We start from the raw sequence: 14301 nt of genomic DNA, 5'->3' as shown, positions 1-14301 counted from the left end.
AGGGTTGAACCTGAACAAATATCCAGTCACGGAGCTGTCCGGAAACGGAAAGCTCGTCTACGGCTGCGACTACAACCCCGAGCAGTGGGGCCGTGAGGTCTGGCAGGAAGACGTCCAGCTGATGAAGCAGGCCGGCGTGAACCTCGTGGCCATCAATATCTTCGGCTGGGCCGAGCTCGAAAGCTCGCCCGGGATCTACTCGTTCGAACGCCTCGACGAAATCCTCGACCTGCTCCACGAGCACGGAATCGGCGTCAACCTCGGCACCGGCACCTCCTCCACCCCGGCCTGGCTGACCACCCTGCACCCCGAGATCCTCCCCCAGTCCGCCGATGGAGTCCGGGCGTGGCCCGGCGGACGGCAGGCCTGGTGTTCAAGCTCCCCGGTCTACCGCGAGCACGCCCTGCGCCTCGTCGAGCAGGTCTCCCGCCGCTACGGCGCCCACCCCGCCGTCCGGCTCTGGCACGTCTCCAACGAACTCGGCTGCCACAACGCCCTGTGCTACTGCGACGTCTCCGCGTCCGCTTTCCGCGGCTGGCTCCGCAACCGCTATGAAACCCTCGACGCGCTCAACGCCGCCTGGGGTACCACCTTCTGGTCGCAGCGCTACTCCGGGTGGGACCAGATCCTTCCTCCGCGCACCACCATCTCCGCGTACAACCCCACCCAGGTCCTGGACTTCCACCGCTTCAGCTCCGACGAACTGCTCGGCTACTACTCGGCCGAGGCGGAGATCCTGCGGCAGCACAGCACCGTGCCGGTCACCACCAACTTCATGATCACGGCCCACATCCGCACCCAGGACTACTGGTCCTGGGCGCCGCACGTGGACGTCATCGCCAACGACCACTACCTCGACCACCGGCTCGAGGCACCGACCATGGAACTGGCCTTCGCCGCCGATGCCACGCGCGGACTCGCCCAGGGCTCGCCCTGGCTGCTGATGGAACACTCCACCTCGGCCGTGAACTGGCAGCCGCGCAACATCGCCAAGGCACCCGGGGAAATGATCCGGAACTCCCTTACCCACCTCGCCCGCGGGGCCGACGGCCTGTGCTTCTTCCAGTGGCGCGCCTCCGTCCAGGGCAGCGAGAAATTCCACTCCGCGATGCTCCCCCACGCCGGCACCGACTCTCGGGTCTGGAAGGAAGTCGTCGAACTGGGCGGCATCCTCGAACGCCTCACCGAGGTTGGCGGCAGCACCGTGACCGCCGAGGCCGCCCTGGTCTTCAGCTGGGAAGCCTGGTGGGCCTACGACCGGGAGTCCCACCCGTCCTCCGACGTCGCCTACCTCGATCAGGTCCACGCCGCCTACAAGGCCCTGTGGGAGGCAGGCATCACCGTCGACATCGTCGCCCCGGGTGCCGACCTCTCCGCCTACAAGCTCGCCGTCGTGCCCGGCCTGTACCTGGTGCGGGACAGCGACGCCGCGGCGCTGGCCGACTACGTTGCCGGCGGCGGCCACGCGCTCGTGACCTTCTTCAGCGGCATTGTCGACGAGAACGAGAAGGTCCGCACCGGCGGCTACCCCGGCGCGTACCGCGAACTGCTCGGCATCCGCACCGAGGAATTCCTTCCCCGGGCCCCCGGCGACGCACCGGCCCTGGACAACGGCACCGCGGCGTCGCTGTGGAGCGAGGCGCTGCGCCTCGAGGGAGCCGAGGCCATGGTCTCCTTCACCGGCGGCCACCTTGCCGGCACCGCCGCCGTCACCCGCAACCGGCACGGCGCCGGCACCGCCTGGTACCTCGCCACCGCGCTCGAGCCGGCGGCGCTGCGCGACACGCTCGCCCAGGCCGCCGCCGACGCCGGGATCACCGTCGCGTCCGCCCCCGAGGGCCTGGAGACGGTCGTCCGCTCCAACGGGGACCGGAGCTACGTCTTCCTGATCAACCACTCGCACGAAGAACACAAACACGCAATCCAGGGCCAGGAACTGATTGTCGGTGAGGAAGTTGCCGACGTCGTCGTGGTCCCCGCAGGCGCCGTACGGGTTGTCCGCACCTCCACCCCCGCCCACCCAACCAATGGCCTCCCCACAGGCTCAAAGGATGTTGAAAGTGACTAGTTCAAGCATTTCTCCGGCACTGGCCAAGGGGGCGCAGAAACCCCGGAGAACCAAGACCTTCGCGGCCCAGCGCCGCGCCGTGCTCCTCTTCATCGCGCCGTTCGCCGTCCTGTTCCTGGCGTTCTACGCCATCCCGATCGTCTTCGCCGTGGTGCAGTCGCTCCTGACGGTGGAGCGGGAGGGCACCTTCGGGGCACCGCAGGAGGTCTTCGGCGGTTTCGTCCAGTACCAGCAGGTGTTCCAGAACACCGAGTTCTGGCGGTCCGTGGGACGGGTGGTCCTCTTCGGCGTCGTCCAGGTTCCGATCATGCTCGGCCTGGCCCTGCTGTTCGCCCTGCTGCTGGACTCCCCGCTGCTGAAGGGCAAGAAGTTCTTCCGCCTCGCGTTCTTCGCCCCCTACGCCGTTCCCGGCGTCATCGCCGCGATCATGTGGGGCTTCCTTTACTCGCCGACGCTCTCGCCGTTCGGGCTGATCACCTCGGAGGTCAACGTCCTCTCCGCGGAGCTCGTCCTGTGGGCCATCGCCAACGTCGTGACGTGGGTGTACGTGGGCTACAACATGCTGATCATCTACTCGTCGCTGCTGGCCATCCCCACCGAGATCTATGAGGCCGCCAAGCTCGACGGCGCCAGCAACATCCAGATCGCCTGGCGCATCAAGATCCCCCTGGTCGTGCCGGCCATCATCCTCACCGGAGTGTTCTCGATCATCGGTACGCTCCAGCTCCTCGCCGAACCCCAGACGCTTCGCAGCTTCAGCTCGGCCATCAGCAGCACCTTCACCCCGAACCTCGCGGTGTACACCACGGCGTCGGTGCCCAACTACCACCTTGCCGCAGCGTTCTCCGTAGTGCTGGCCCTGGCAACGTTTATCCTCTCCTTCGTCTTCCTCAAGGCAACCCAGCGGAAGGTCAGCCAGTGAGCGTAGCAGCAGCGGCCCCAGTTTCAACCCGAAAGTCAATGCGCAGGGGAAGCGCCCCCCGCGGCCCCCGCGGCCCCCGGCACAGCATCATGTCCCGCACCGGGGCGATGCTCATCATGGGTGTCTTCACCCTGTACTTCCTCACCCCCATCTGGTGGCTGCTGGTCTCCTCGACGAAGACCGGCGGCCAGATCACCGGCACGGCGCCGCTGTGGTTCACCATGGAGTCGATCCCGACGTTCTTCAGCAACATCGGCAGGCTCTTCACCTACAGCGACGGCGTGTTCGGGCGCTGGCTGCTCAACAGCGCGATCTACGCCGGCCTGGGCGCGCTCCTTGGCACCATCATCGCCGCCATGTGCGGCTATGCCCTGGCCAAGTACGAGTTCAAGGGCCGCGAGGCCATCTTCAACATCGTGCTCAGCGGTGTGCTGGTGCCGGCCACGGCCCTGGCCCTGCCCCTGTTCCTGATCTTCAGCGAGGTCAAGCTCACCAACACCCTGTGGGCCGTGTTCCTCCCGAGCCTGGTCAGCCCGTTCGGCGTGTACCTCGCCCGCATCTACGCGGCGGCCAGCGTCCCCGGCGAACTGCTCGAAGCCGCCCGGCTCGACGGCTCCGGGGAGATCCGGACGTTCTTCACCGTGTCCACCCGCCTGATGGCGCCGGCGCTGGTGACAATCTTCCTGTTCCAGTTCGTGGCGATCTGGAACAACTTCTTCCTGCCCCTGATCATGCTCCGCGACCAGACCCTGTTCCCGGTGACCCTGGGCCTCTACGCGTGGAACAGCCAGATCAGCCAGATTCCCGAATTGAGGGTCCTCGTGATCGTTGGAGCCCTCGTCTCGATCCTCCCGCTCATCGCAGCTTTCCTTGCGCTTCAGCGCTTCTGGAGCAGCGGGCTGGGCGCTGGAAGCGTCAAGTAGCTTCCAGCACCAACACCTCCACTAACCTGCTCCGCGGCAACCGCCGCGGAGCACCCCCCACCGATAGGAAAAGAAAATGCGCGCGCATTACGGAAAAGCCACCGCAGCCTTTGCCATGGTCTCTGCGCTCACCCTCGCCGGCTGCGCAGGCGGCGGCGGAGGCGACTCCACGGCCGGCGGTGAAGGCGGCAGCTCGTGCGAGCCGTCGTCCGGTCCCGTCGACCTGACCTTCACCACCTGGGTTCCGGGCATGGACAAGGTTGTCGACCTGTGGAACGAGGAAAACCCCGACATTCAGGTCGAGGTGCAGACCGGACCGAACGGCAACTCGGGCACCTACCAGAACTTCTTCAACCAGCTGCAGGCCGGCAACGCGCCGGACCTCGGCCAGATCGAATACGACGCCCTGCCGAACTTCCGCGTCCAGGACGGCCTCGAGAACATCGCGGCCTGCGAGAACGTCTCCGACGCCGAGGACCAGTTCGTTGACTGGACCTGGGGCCAGGTGACCTTCGGCGAGGACGACGCCGTCTACGCGGTGCCTCAGGACAGCGGCCCGATGGCCATGTTCTACCGCAAGGATCTCTTCGAGCAGGCCGGCATCGAGGTTCCCACCACGTGGGAGGAATACGCTGCCGCAGCGGAGGAGATCAAGGCCCAGGGTTCCTACATCACCAACTTCCCCCGCGGCGACGTGAACTGGTTCGCCGGCAATGTGTGGCAGGCCGGCGGTCAGTGGTTCTCCAACGACGACGAGGGCTGGGATGTGAACCTCACCGGTGAGGAGTCCGAGCAGGTCGCCAACTACTGGCAGGGACTGCTCGAGAAGGACCAGGTTTCGACCCTGCCCTCCTTCTCGGACGAGTGGAACGCTTCGTTCAACGAGGGTGACCAGTGGACCTGGATCTCGGCGGTGTGGGGTGCCTCGACACTGGCCACCGGCGCCCCCGACACCTCGGGCAAGTGGGCCGTGGCGCCCATGCCGCAGTGGGAAGACGGCGGAACGGCCGCAGGCAACTGGGGCGGTTCCTCCACCGCGGTCCTGAAGGGTTCGGAGCACCCGTACGAGGCGGCGCAGTTCGCCCTGTGGCTCAACACCGACCCCGAAGCCCTGGCCCTGGCGAACGAACTCGGCGGGCTCTACCCCGCCGCGAAGTCGGCCACGGACCTCGAGGCCTTCAGCGGTGGCGTCGAGTACTTCGGCGGACAGAAGATCTACGATGTGTTCGCAGAGGCCTCCTCGAACGTCGACCCCAACTTCACCTGGGGCCCGACGATGACCCAGACCTACACCGACGTCTCGGACGGGTTCGGCAAGGCCATCGGCGGCGACGGCACCCTCATGGATGCCCTTGCCTCCGGCGAGGAAGCGACCGTCGAGTCCCTGAAGTCGCAGTCCATCCCCGTCAAGGAGTAACGACCGGCCGCCCCGCGGCCATCTCCACAGGGAGGCCCCGCCCCGGGGCCTCCCGCTTACCCGGATCACCACCTCCGCCGCACCGGCGGGGGTGGTGATCTGTTTTACCGGCAGGTTCCCTGCCGAAACCTTCTCCCGCGGCCCTGCCCTAACGGCATCACCTCCCCTAAACTGACATCTGTGGTGACGCGCCGCGATTTTCTTCTGGGGGCCGGCCAGTGTGCGCTGCTGACAGCGGTTTTTGGATGCGGACCTCCGGGAGGAAGCGTGCAGAATCAGGAAAACCCGGCGCTGCTCTCGGCGCGGCCCGACCCGGATGCGCAGCACGACCGGACGATGAAGGGGGTCCACCCCCTGGGGCTCGAGGCGCGGCGTGATCCCCTCGTGTACGTGCCCGAAGGCCTGCAGGCCGACCGGCCCGCTCCGCTGCTTCTCGCCCTGCACGGCGCGGGGGGCGACGCCGCCGGCGGGCTGGCGCTGCTGCGCCGCATCGCGGACCAGTACAACATCGTCATCCTCTCCCCCGCCTCCCGGGGCTCCACCTGGGACGCCATCCGGGAGACCTACGGGCCCGACGTCGATGTGATCAACCGGTCCCTTACAGAGGTCTTCGATCTGGTCGCCATCGATCCGTCGATGGTCGGGATCGGCGGCTTTTCCGACGGCGCCTCCTACGCCCTGGGGCTGGGCCTTGCCAACGGCGACCTGTTCCGGCGCATCGTCGCCTTCTCCCCCGGCTTCATCCCGCCGGCCCCGCGCAGCGGCGAACCGGCGATGTTCATTTCGCACGGCACGGGCGATACGGTGCTGCCGATCTCATCGACGAGCCGCAAGGTCGTCCCCGCGCTCGAGCAGGAGGGATACGAGGTGGTGTACCGCGAGTTCGACGGACCCCACACCGTCCCGGCCGGCATCGCTCAGGAGGCCGCCTCCTGGCTCAACTGGCACCAGCGCGTCTAGTGGGATCAGGGACGTGCTCAGGTTCTACTGCGGCAGGGAGGGAAGGCCATGAGCGGGCACCAGCGGCTCGAAGCTGTCGTTTCCGGTGAGGTACAGGCGGTGGGCTTCCGCTACTGGACACGGCTCCAGGCGGAGCAGCTCGGCCTCGTCGGCACCGCAGTGAACCGCGACGACGGCTCTGTGGACATTGTCGCCGAAGGACCGGAACCGGCGCTCCGCGAGCTGCTGAGCCGGCTGCGCTCCGGGAGCACCCCAGGCCGGGTGGCCGGCGTCGACGCGGTGATCACCGCCCCCTCCGGGGGACTGACCGGATTCCGGGGATCCTGACCGGCAGCTGCCGTCCGCCCGCGCCGTCGTTCTCTGCCGGCCCGATCAGCCTTCCGCCGGGCCCCCCGGCCTAGCTGCCTGCCCGGCCACGGGAGCGGGCCGGTGCAGCGCCCGCACCAGGGACAGGAAACGCGGGTTCTCGGCCAGTTCATCGAGCAGGACGGCCCGGCCCCCGGCGTCGGCCAGCGGGATGCGCCAGTTGGGGTATTCATTGTTGGTTCCCGGCTGGTTCTGCGTGCGGCGTTCCCCGACAGCGTCGGCGAGCGCAACACCGAGCAGCGCCGACGGTGACTGCGCGATAAACGCGTGGAGCGCCTCGACGGTCTCCTGGACCGACGCCTCCCCGCGGGACAGCAGTCCCCGCTCGCGGAGCAGCGCCAGGAAGCTCTCCTGGACCGCCCGATCCGCTGCGCGCTCCTCTTCGACGGGGCGGCTGAGCAGCCCGAGGGACTCGCGCAGCACGACGTGCTCGCCGACCAGGTAACCGGCCGACGGTGGGAGGTCGTGGGTGGTCACGGTGGTGAGGCAGGCCCTTCGGTACTCCTCGGGGGGCCGCGGTCCACTGCCGGTCTGCTCGAACCACAGGATGGAGGTGCCAAAAATTCCGCGCTCGGCCAGATACTCCTGGACGCCTGGCTCGAACACGCCGAGGTCCTCGCCGACAACGAGCGCCCCCGCCCGCTCCGCCTCCAGGGCGAGGATCCCGATCAGGGCCTCGTGGTCGTAATACACGTAGGCTCCGCCGCCGGGTGCGGCTCCGGCCGGGATCCACCAGAGGCGGAACAGGCCGAGAATGTGGTCGACCCGGATCCCTCCGGCATGCCGGAGAATATTGCGCAGCATGTCTCGGAACGCGGCATATCCGGATTCGGCCAGCCGCTCGGGGTGCCACGGCGGCTGGCTCCAGTCCTGCCCGTGCTGGTTGAACATGTCCGGCGGGGCCCCGACGCTGATCCCCTGGGCCAGCACGTCCCGCAGCGCCCACGCATCGGCGCCGCTGGGGTGAACCCCGACTGCGAGGTCGTGAACAATACCGATTGCCATTCCGGCATCGGTGGCTTCCAGCTGGGCCTCCTGCAGTTGCTCGTCGCACAGCCACTGGAGCCATTGATGGAACTCCACCCGCGCCGCGAACCGCTCCCGGGCCCGGCGGGCCGCCGGGGTGCCCGGCCTGCCTGCCTCGTCCCACTCCGGTGCCCCGGGTTCGAGGGTCTCGGCCAGGGCGGACCAGAGCGCGAAGTCCTCGAGCCCCTGCCCCTGCCCGGCACAGTAGTCTTCCAAGTCGGACTGCCGCTGCGCCGGCCGTTCCACGGCGAAGATCAGCTCGAGGGCCGTGAGCTTCGCCGCGAAGGACGCATCGCGGTCCAGCAGGTCAGTGGTGGTGTTCGCGTCGCGGAATCCGGCCGCGAGCCCGTCCACGATCCGGCGCGATTCCGCGTCCAGCCGCGCGTACTCGGGGATGGCCTCGATGCGCAGGTACATCGGATGGAAGAACCGCCGGGTGGTCGGCAGGTAGGGCGAGGGTTCGACCGGCGGCGCGGGCTCGGCGGCGTGCAGCGGGTTCACCAGCACGAAGCCGGCGCCCTGTTCGGCAGCCACCCCGGCGAGCTGGCCCAGGTCCGCCAGGTCTCCGATCCCCCACGAGGTCGAGGACCGAACAGAATACAGCTGCGCCATCAGGCCCCAGTTCCGTGAATTCAGCAGCTCGGCGGTTGTCGACAGCCGGTCGGGAGTGACCACCAGCGTGCAGGTTCCGGTGCGTTCGCCGGCCCGGGCATGGAGGGTGTGCCAGCCGAGCGGCAGCGAGTGCGGAAGGGTGGCGTTGACCCGCTCGAGGGGAGCGCCGTCGAGGGTGCGGAACCCGGCAGGCCCCCCGTCCACGCTGCCGGTGTAACGGAGCCCGTCCTCGGCATCGACCCACACCTCGACGTCGGCCCCGGCCGGGATGGAGAGGGGAACAGGCTCGACGGCGCTGGCGCGGACGACGACGACCGGCGGCAGGAGCCTGCGCCAGGGCGCGTCCTCAGCCTCGGCGAGCGAGGCGTCGACGGCCCCGGGGGTGTCGGCAGCAACGCCGAGCGCGGCAAGAACCGCGACGAGGGTTTCGGGCTGGACCTGCTGAAGCGACCCGTCCCAGCCCTGGAACGTCGATCCCACCCGGTGCACTTCGGCCAGCCGCTGCAGTGGGGTGGGTGAAGGCAGGGGGACCGTTTCGGATGGACTCATTGTCCCAATGTAGGCGGGCGGACCCGGACTGCTCCACCCGACACAGGAGTTTCATCAGCCGACTTAGCATTTTCCAATACACTTCCCTAGTGACCACTTCTGAGCTACGCAGCGACACCCGACTCAAGCGCACCGTGACCGGGCGGCTCCTCTTCTTTTTCATCCTGGGCGACATCCTCGGCGCCGGGGTGTATGCCCTCGTGGGAGTGATCTCCGAGGAGGTGGGTGGAGCCCTCTGGGTGCCGCTGATGGCCGCACTGGGACTTGCACTGCTCACGGCCGGCTCCTATGCGGAGCTTGTGACCAAGTACCCCCGAGCCGGCGGAGCGGCCGTATTCGCCGAGCGGGCTTTCCGCCGGCCGCTCATCTCCTACCTGGTCGGATTCTGCATGCTCGCGGCGGGGGTGACGAGCGCGGCCGGCCTCGCCCTGGCGTTCACGGGGGACTACCTCGCCGCCTTCGTGGATGTTCCGGCGACGCCGGCTGCCCTCGTGTTCCTCGCGCTCCTGGGGTTGCTGAACGCTCGCGGGATTCGGGAATCGGTGAGGAGCAACCTCGTCATGACCGTCATCGAGGTGTCCGGGCTCCTCCTGGTGATCGGCCTGGTGGCGTTCTACGTCCTGAACGGCGGCGGCGATGTCTCCCGCGTGAGCGAGTTCACCCCGGGTGTCAATCCGGCCGCAGCGGTGCTTGGGGCCTCGCTCATTGCGTACTACTCGTTCGTCGGGTTCGAAGTGTCGGCCAACGTGGCCGAGGAGGTGCGCGGGATCAGCCGCGTGTATCCCCGGGCCCTCTTCGGCGCCCTGCTCACGGCCGGGGTGGTCTACCTCCTGATTGGCCTTGCGGCCTCCGCCGCCCTGCCGTCGAAGGACCTTGCAGGGTCCTCCTCGCCCCTGCTCGACGTCGTCGCCGCCACCGGGGCGGGCATCCCGCCATGGCTCTTCGGCCTCGTGGCACTCGTCGCGGTCACCAACGGGGCGCTGCTCGCCCTTGTCATGGCCAGCCGCCTCACCTACGGAATGGCCGGACAGGGCCTGCTTCCTTCCGCGCTGGGACGGATCCTGCCGAACCGGCGGACCCCTTGGGTGGCGATCGTCGTCACCACGGGCGCTGCCATGGCGCTCACGCTCACGGGAGACCTTGCCTCCCTTGCCGAGACGGTGGTGCTGCTCCTCCTGTTCGTCTTCCTCTCCACCAATATCGCCGTCCTGGTGCTCAAACGCGACCGGGTGGAGCACGCCCATTTCAGCATCCCCGCCGTCATCCCCTACCTCGCCATCGGCTCCTGCCTCCTGCTGCTGAGCCAGCAGGACGGCGCGATCTGGCTGCGCGCGGCCATTCTGCTGGCAGTCGGGCTGGTGCTGTACGCCGCCGGGCGCTTCGTGCGAAGCCGCCGCAGCCTGCCCGCCTGACGGCTTGGCAGATGCAGGGGCAGGGGCAGGAGTGCGCCGCCCGCGCCGACCCGTCGAGCCGCCGACGAGGCGGCGGCACGGCCGGTTCCGGCGTCCAGCCCCTTCCTCAGGCCGCCCAGGAGTGGGGTGCCGGACGCCGGCTCCCCGGCAGGGCATTGTTCAGCCTCCACTGGTGGATCCATTCCGGGAGCACCAGGTCGGCCGGCGGGTGCCCGAACTCCTTGAGGATCTCCTCGTTCTCGACCGGCCCGCCGGCCGACACCAGCCGGGTGGCGATGAAGGCCCGGGCATAGATTTCACCGTCCGCCACCATCCGCTGCTCGAAGTAGACGGCCCGGTCGTCAAGGCCGATGATCCTCGTCTCGATCGAGTACCGCTGTCCCAGCCGGAGCGACTTGCGGAAGCTGATGGTCTCCCCTGCCGCCACCGGACTCCAGCCCCTGCGCCGCATCCTTGACCAGACCCCGCTGCGGACCATCAGATCGAAGCGGCCGAGGTCCATGAGGGAGAAGTACATGCCGTTGTTGACATGCATCGCGATGTCGATGTCCGTCGGCAGGACGCGCAGCGGAAGGGAGGACTGCCCCCAGACATCCAGTGCGGGCCGGCGGCGTGAGGTCAGGAGCAGGAGGAGGGTGCGGAGGAGTAAGTGCATCGGCTCAGATTACTAGCCGGTAACATCGGGTGCCACTGGTCCGGCGGAGGCACCTTTGAGCCCAGCCGGCTCCAAGAGACGGAACAAACCGCCGTCTCCTTCAGTTGCCGCCAGAGTCGACCCGTCCATCCCAGGGAGCCCATCCATGACCACCAGTACCCAGATCCAGCTGATTGCACGGCCGGTGGGAACCCCCACCCCGGACGATTTCCGAACCGTCACGGAGGAACTGCCCGCCCTCACGGAGGGCGAGGTGCGGGTCGGCAACGAGTTCATCTCCGTCGACCCGTACATGCGGGGCCGGATGAATGACACCCCCTCCTACATACCGCCCTTCCAGCTTGGAGCGGCGATGACCGGTGGCGCGGTCGGACGGGTCATCGAGTCGACGGCGGACTCGCTCCCGGTGGGCACGCCCGTCCTGTCCTTCCTCGGCTGGCGGGACGTCGCCCAGGGCCAGGCGGACCAGTTCACTCCTGTGCCCGAGACCGCCCTTCCCCTCTCCGCTTACCTCGGCGCCGCGGGCATGACGGGGCTGACGGCCTATGCCGGCCTGCTGCGGATTGCGGGGCTGCGGAGTGGGGAAACGGTGTTCATTTCCGGGGCGGCGGGGGCTGTTGGTTCCGTGGCCGGGCAGCTCGCCCGCCTCCTGGGCGCCTCGAAGGTCATCGGATCCGCGGGTTCGGCGGAGAAGGTGGCCCTGCTCAAGGAGAGGTACGGATTCGACGAGGCGTTCAATTACCGGGACGGAGCCGTCGGCGACCAGCTCCGTGCCGCGGCCCCGGACGGCATCGACGTGTACTTCGACAATGTGGGCGGGGAACACCTGGAGGCGGCACTTGACGTTCTCAACCGAGACGGCCGGGCCGCGCTGTGCGGGGCCATCTCCGCCTACAACACGGAGAGTGAGCCGACGGGGCCGCGCAATATGGGAAACATCGTGACCCGGACCCTCCGCCTCGAGGGGTTCCTTGTCGGGCAGCACCAGGATCTCCAGCCCGAATTCACCCAGCGGATGGCCGGCTGGCTCAGCGATGGGAGCGTCGTCTTCGATGAGACCGTTGTCGATGGCATTGAGAACTCGGTCGAGGCCTTCCTGGGAATGATGCAGGGCGCCAACACGGGCAAGATGGTGGTGCGGGTCTAGCCGGACTCAGGGCCACAGCCGGTCGGTCCGCCAGGAATCCCCCGTGCGGGTGTAGCGGAGCCGGGTGTGCCGCCGTTCGGGGTCCGCCTGCCAGAACTCCACGGCCGCCGGTTCCACGGTGAACACCGCCCAGGTCTCCGATCCCAGCCCGGGCTGGGCCTCGAGCTGCTCCAGCCGCCGCCCGACGGCGGCCTCGACCTCACCGGGGCTCCCGAGCACCTGGCTCTGGCGTCCGGCAAGCACCAAAGCCCGGGCCGAGGGGTGCCGGCGCTGGAAGTCCTTGTCGTTGTCCTCAGGGCCGGCGACGCTGACAGCCCCGCGCACCCGGACCTGCCGCCCCAGTTCGGGCCAGAAAAAGGTCAGCGCCGCCGACGGATTGGTGGCAAGCTGGCGGCCCTTGGGGCTGTCGGTGCTCGAGGCGACCGACCACCCCGAAGCGTCAACGTCCTTGAGGATCACGATCCGCGCGTCCGGGAGCCCGTCCTCGCCGACGGTGGCAAGGTTGACGGCGTGCGGGGCAAGAATTCCGGACCGCACGGCCGCCTCGAGCCACTCCAAAAAGAGCGGCAGGGGCGACGCCGGCGCCGACGCGGGCTCGAAGGACGGCATGTCCTGGGGGAAAACAGGGGCGGAGCGGAGAAGGTCGGCAGCGGGGGTCGAGTCGGTCATGCGGTCAGCCTAGCGGCACCGGCGGCGCCCGGGGCAGGAGTTCACCCTGCGGAATCCAGCGTGCGAATCCTCCCGTACCGTCGCTAGAGTCGAACCATGACCCCGGAGGAAAACCAGTACGTCGGCCCGAGGGATGTGACCCGCTGGGTCACTCCGGCGGGCCGATGGCTCGTGCGGATGATCTCACCGCTGGTGCGCTGGGTCGGACCGCACTGGGCCCTGCTGCTGATTCTGCTCATCGGCGGGGGCCTGGCCGCCGCCCTGACGGCGGCCTCCTCAGAGGTGTACGAATCCGTCGTGGAGTCCGATGGTGTGGCGGCCCTCGATCAGCCGGCCCTTGACCTCGCCCTCTCGCTCCGCGAGCCCTGGCTCAACGCGTTCATCACCGGGTATACGTATATCGGCGGCCCGGTCGGCATGCCGATCCTCACGGTGGCGGTCATGGCGCTGCTGGCGCTGCGCCGCCGGTCTTGGACCCCGGTCATCATCATCGCCGCGGCGGCCTTCGGGTCGCTGTTGATGACCATCGCCGGAAAGGAAGCCGTAGGCCGGCTTCGGCCACCCCTGGACGCGGCGGTCCCACCTTTCGAAAGCTCCCCGTCCTTCCCCAGCGGACACTCACTCAATGCCATCGTCATTGCCGGGGTGGTGGCCTACCTCCTCGTCCTGCGCCGGTCCCGGGGACGGCGCGCCCCCGTTCTGACCGTCGCCGCGGCCACCCTCTTCGCCGTCACCATGGGTCTGAGCCGCGTCTACCTCGGCCATCACTGGCTCACCGACGTCGTCGTTGCCTGGACCCTCGGCCTGGCCTGGCTCGCAGTGGTGATCACCATGCACCGCCTGCTGTTGACGGTGCGCCGCCGGCGGGCGCCGGCAGAGTCGTGACCGGCCCGGGCGACTCCCTCTTCCCACGGGAGCGCAAGGAAATCGCCCCCGGAGCGGTGCACGTCCCGGACTGGCTCACGCTCGCGCAGCAGCAGGAACTCGTGGCCGCCTGCCGCGGCTGGGCGGCAGGTCCGGTCCCCATGCGCGCGGCACGGATGCCCACCGGCAGCGCAATGTCGGTGCGGACAGTGTGCCTCGGCTGGCACTGGCAGCCCTACCGGTACAGCCGCACGGCCGACGACGCCGGCGGCGGCCGGGTCGCTCCATTTCCGGATGACCTCGGCGCGCTGGGGCGGGCGGCGCTCGACGCCGCCTACGGCCCGGGCAGCGGGGACGCCTACTCCCCGGACGCCGCACTCATCAACTTCTACGACGCCGCGGCGAAGATGGGAATGCACCAGGACAGGGATGAGCGCTCCGACGCCCCCGTGGTGTCCCTCAGCCTGGGCGATGAATGCCTCTTCCGTTTCGGCAACAGCGAGAACCGGAACCGGCCGTGGCAGGATCTGGTGCTGGCATCGGGCGACCTGTTCGTCTTCGGCGGACCATCACGGTTCGCCTACCACGGGGTGCTCGGGACCCGCGCCGGCACCGCCGATCCCCTCCTCGGACTCACCGGCCGGCTGAACATCACCCTGCGGGCCACGGGACTCTAGCGCCGCTGCGGGCAGACCCCGAGAGGTGCCGGCG

At 68.7% G+C, this 14301-nt stretch carries 13 protein-coding genes; 10 read left to right on the top strand and 3 right to left on the bottom strand.

Annotated features, from left to right (window positions below; translation table 11 throughout):
* Nucleotides 1-4: 4 nt before the first annotated feature.
* The 6 genes from GVV86_RS14670 to GVV86_RS14645 all read left to right on the top strand — a co-directional run bounded on the left by GVV86_RS14670 (nt 5) and on the right by GVV86_RS14645 (nt 6617).
* Nucleotides 5-2068 (top strand): beta-galactosidase, encoded by a 2064-nt coding sequence (locus tag GVV86_RS14670; protein ID WP_159803185.1) that lies wholly within the window; start codon nt 5-7, stop codon nt 2066-2068.
* A complete protein-coding gene (locus GVV86_RS14665; RefSeq protein ID WP_133403618.1) occupies nt 2052-2990 on the top strand; it encodes a carbohydrate ABC transporter permease in 939 nt (312 codons plus the stop codon). The genes GVV86_RS14670 and GVV86_RS14665 overlap by 17 nt, the downstream gene beginning before the upstream one ends.
* An 89-nt stretch (nt 2991-3079) precedes the next feature.
* Nucleotides 3080-3913 carry a carbohydrate ABC transporter permease gene (locus GVV86_RS14660; protein ID WP_120167494.1) on the top strand — a complete coding sequence of 278 codons (834 nt, stop codon included), beginning with the start codon at nt 3080-3082 and terminating at the stop codon, nt 3911-3913.
* A 76-nt stretch (nt 3914-3989) separates the two neighbouring features.
* Nucleotides 3990-5330: an ABC transporter substrate-binding protein gene (locus tag GVV86_RS14655; RefSeq protein WP_159619714.1), complete on the top strand. Its 1341-nt coding sequence runs from the start codon at nt 3990-3992 to the stop codon at nt 5328-5330.
* A 267-nt stretch (nt 5331-5597) separates the two neighbouring features.
* A complete protein-coding gene (locus GVV86_RS14650) occupies nt 5598-6290 on the top strand; it encodes an alpha/beta hydrolase (RefSeq protein ID WP_201291466.1) in 693 nt (230 codons plus the stop codon).
* 48 nt (nt 6291-6338) lie between these two features.
* The gene (locus GVV86_RS14645) at nt 6339-6617 is read left to right on the top strand and encodes an acylphosphatase (RefSeq protein ID WP_159619716.1); all 279 of its coding nucleotides are present in this window, start codon (nt 6339-6341) and stop codon (nt 6615-6617) included.
* A 45-nt stretch (nt 6618-6662) separates the two neighbouring features.
* On the opposite strand, the gene malQ is transcribed toward GVV86_RS14645, so the two are convergent.
* On the bottom strand, nt 6663-8843 hold the full coding sequence (gene malQ / locus GVV86_RS14640; RefSeq protein ID WP_159803184.1) for a 4-alpha-glucanotransferase: 2181 nt from the start codon (nt 8841-8843) through the stop codon (nt 6663-6665).
* 89 nt (nt 8844-8932) lie between these two features.
* Here malQ and GVV86_RS14635 point away from each other — a divergent pair, with 89 nt between their 5' ends.
* The gene (locus tag GVV86_RS14635) at nt 8933-10255 is read left to right on the top strand and encodes an APC family permease (RefSeq protein WP_246669999.1); all 1323 of its coding nucleotides are present in this window, start codon (nt 8933-8935) and stop codon (nt 10253-10255) included.
* 106 nt (nt 10256-10361) lie between these two features.
* Here the strand turns inward: GVV86_RS14635 and GVV86_RS14630 are convergent, their stop codons facing one another.
* On the bottom strand, nt 10362-10910 hold the full coding sequence (locus tag GVV86_RS14630) for an acyl-CoA thioesterase (protein WP_159803182.1): 549 nt from the start codon (nt 10908-10910) through the stop codon (nt 10362-10364).
* Nucleotides 10911-11055: 145 nt separating this feature from the next.
* Between GVV86_RS14630 and GVV86_RS14625 the strand changes: the two genes are divergently transcribed.
* Nucleotides 11056-12057 (top strand): NADP-dependent oxidoreductase, encoded by a 1002-nt coding sequence (locus tag GVV86_RS14625; RefSeq protein ID WP_159803181.1) that lies wholly within the window; start codon nt 11056-11058, stop codon nt 12055-12057.
* A 6-nt stretch (nt 12058-12063) separates the two neighbouring features.
* Here GVV86_RS14625 and GVV86_RS14620 read toward each other — a convergent pair whose 3' ends face one another.
* Nucleotides 12064-12726, bottom strand: a complete 663-nt coding sequence (locus GVV86_RS14620; RefSeq protein ID WP_159803180.1) for a pyridoxine/pyridoxamine 5'-phosphate oxidase — start codon at nt 12724-12726, stop codon at nt 12064-12066.
* A 96-nt stretch (nt 12727-12822) separates the two neighbouring features.
* On the opposite strand from GVV86_RS14620, the gene GVV86_RS14615 reads away from it, so the two are divergent.
* Together GVV86_RS14615 and GVV86_RS14610 are read left to right on the top strand one after the other, a co-directional pair.
* On the top strand, nt 12823-13611 hold the full coding sequence (locus GVV86_RS14615) for a phosphatase PAP2 family protein (protein WP_159619728.1): 789 nt from the start codon (nt 12823-12825) through the stop codon (nt 13609-13611).
* The gene (locus tag GVV86_RS14610; protein WP_159803179.1) at nt 13608-14267 is read left to right on the top strand and encodes an alpha-ketoglutarate-dependent dioxygenase AlkB family protein; all 660 of its coding nucleotides are present in this window, start codon (nt 13608-13610) and stop codon (nt 14265-14267) included. Before GVV86_RS14615 ends, GVV86_RS14610 begins: the two co-directional genes overlap by 4 nt.
* Nucleotides 14268-14301: the final 34 nt, after the last annotated feature.

It is taken from the genome of Arthrobacter zhaoguopingii (assembly GCF_009828595.1).
Classification (GTDB): Bacteria; Actinomycetota; Actinomycetes; order Actinomycetales; family Micrococcaceae; genus Arthrobacter_D; species Arthrobacter_D zhaoguopingii.
Note: the sequence above shows the minus strand (reverse complement) of the source record. Positions and strands in the feature narration are given on the sequence as shown.

What these genes read in the sequence shown, in the direction of transcription:
- GVV86_RS14615 (WP_159619728.1), top strand. Translation starts at nt 12,823, where the DNA reads ATGACCCCGGAGGAAAACCAGTACGTCGGCCCGAGGGATGTGACCCGC.
- GVV86_RS14630 (WP_159803182.1), bottom strand. Translation starts at nt 10,910, where the DNA reads ATGCACTTACTCCTCCGCACCCTCCTCCTGCTCCTGACCTCACGCCGC.
- GVV86_RS14655 (WP_159619714.1), top strand. Translation starts at nt 3,990, where the DNA reads ATGCGCGCGCATTACGGAAAAGCCACCGCAGCCTTTGCCATGGTCTCT.
- GVV86_RS14660 (WP_120167494.1), top strand. Translation starts at nt 3,080, where the DNA reads ATGTCCCGCACCGGGGCGATGCTCATCATGGGTGTCTTCACCCTGTAC.
- malQ (WP_159803184.1), bottom strand. Translation starts at nt 8,843, where the DNA reads ATGAGTCCATCCGAAACGGTCCCCCTGCCTTCACCCACCCCACTGCAG.
- GVV86_RS14620 (WP_159803180.1), bottom strand. Translation starts at nt 12,726, where the DNA reads ATGACCGACTCGACCCCCGCTGCCGACCTTCTCCGCTCCGCCCCTGTT.
- GVV86_RS14665 (WP_133403618.1), top strand. Translation starts at nt 2,052, where the DNA reads ATGTTGAAAGTGACTAGTTCAAGCATTTCTCCGGCACTGGCCAAGGGG.
- GVV86_RS14625 (WP_159803181.1), top strand. Translation starts at nt 11,056, where the DNA reads ATGACCACCAGTACCCAGATCCAGCTGATTGCACGGCCGGTGGGAACC.
- GVV86_RS14645 (WP_159619716.1), top strand. Translation starts at nt 6,339, where the DNA reads ATGAGCGGGCACCAGCGGCTCGAAGCTGTCGTTTCCGGTGAGGTACAG.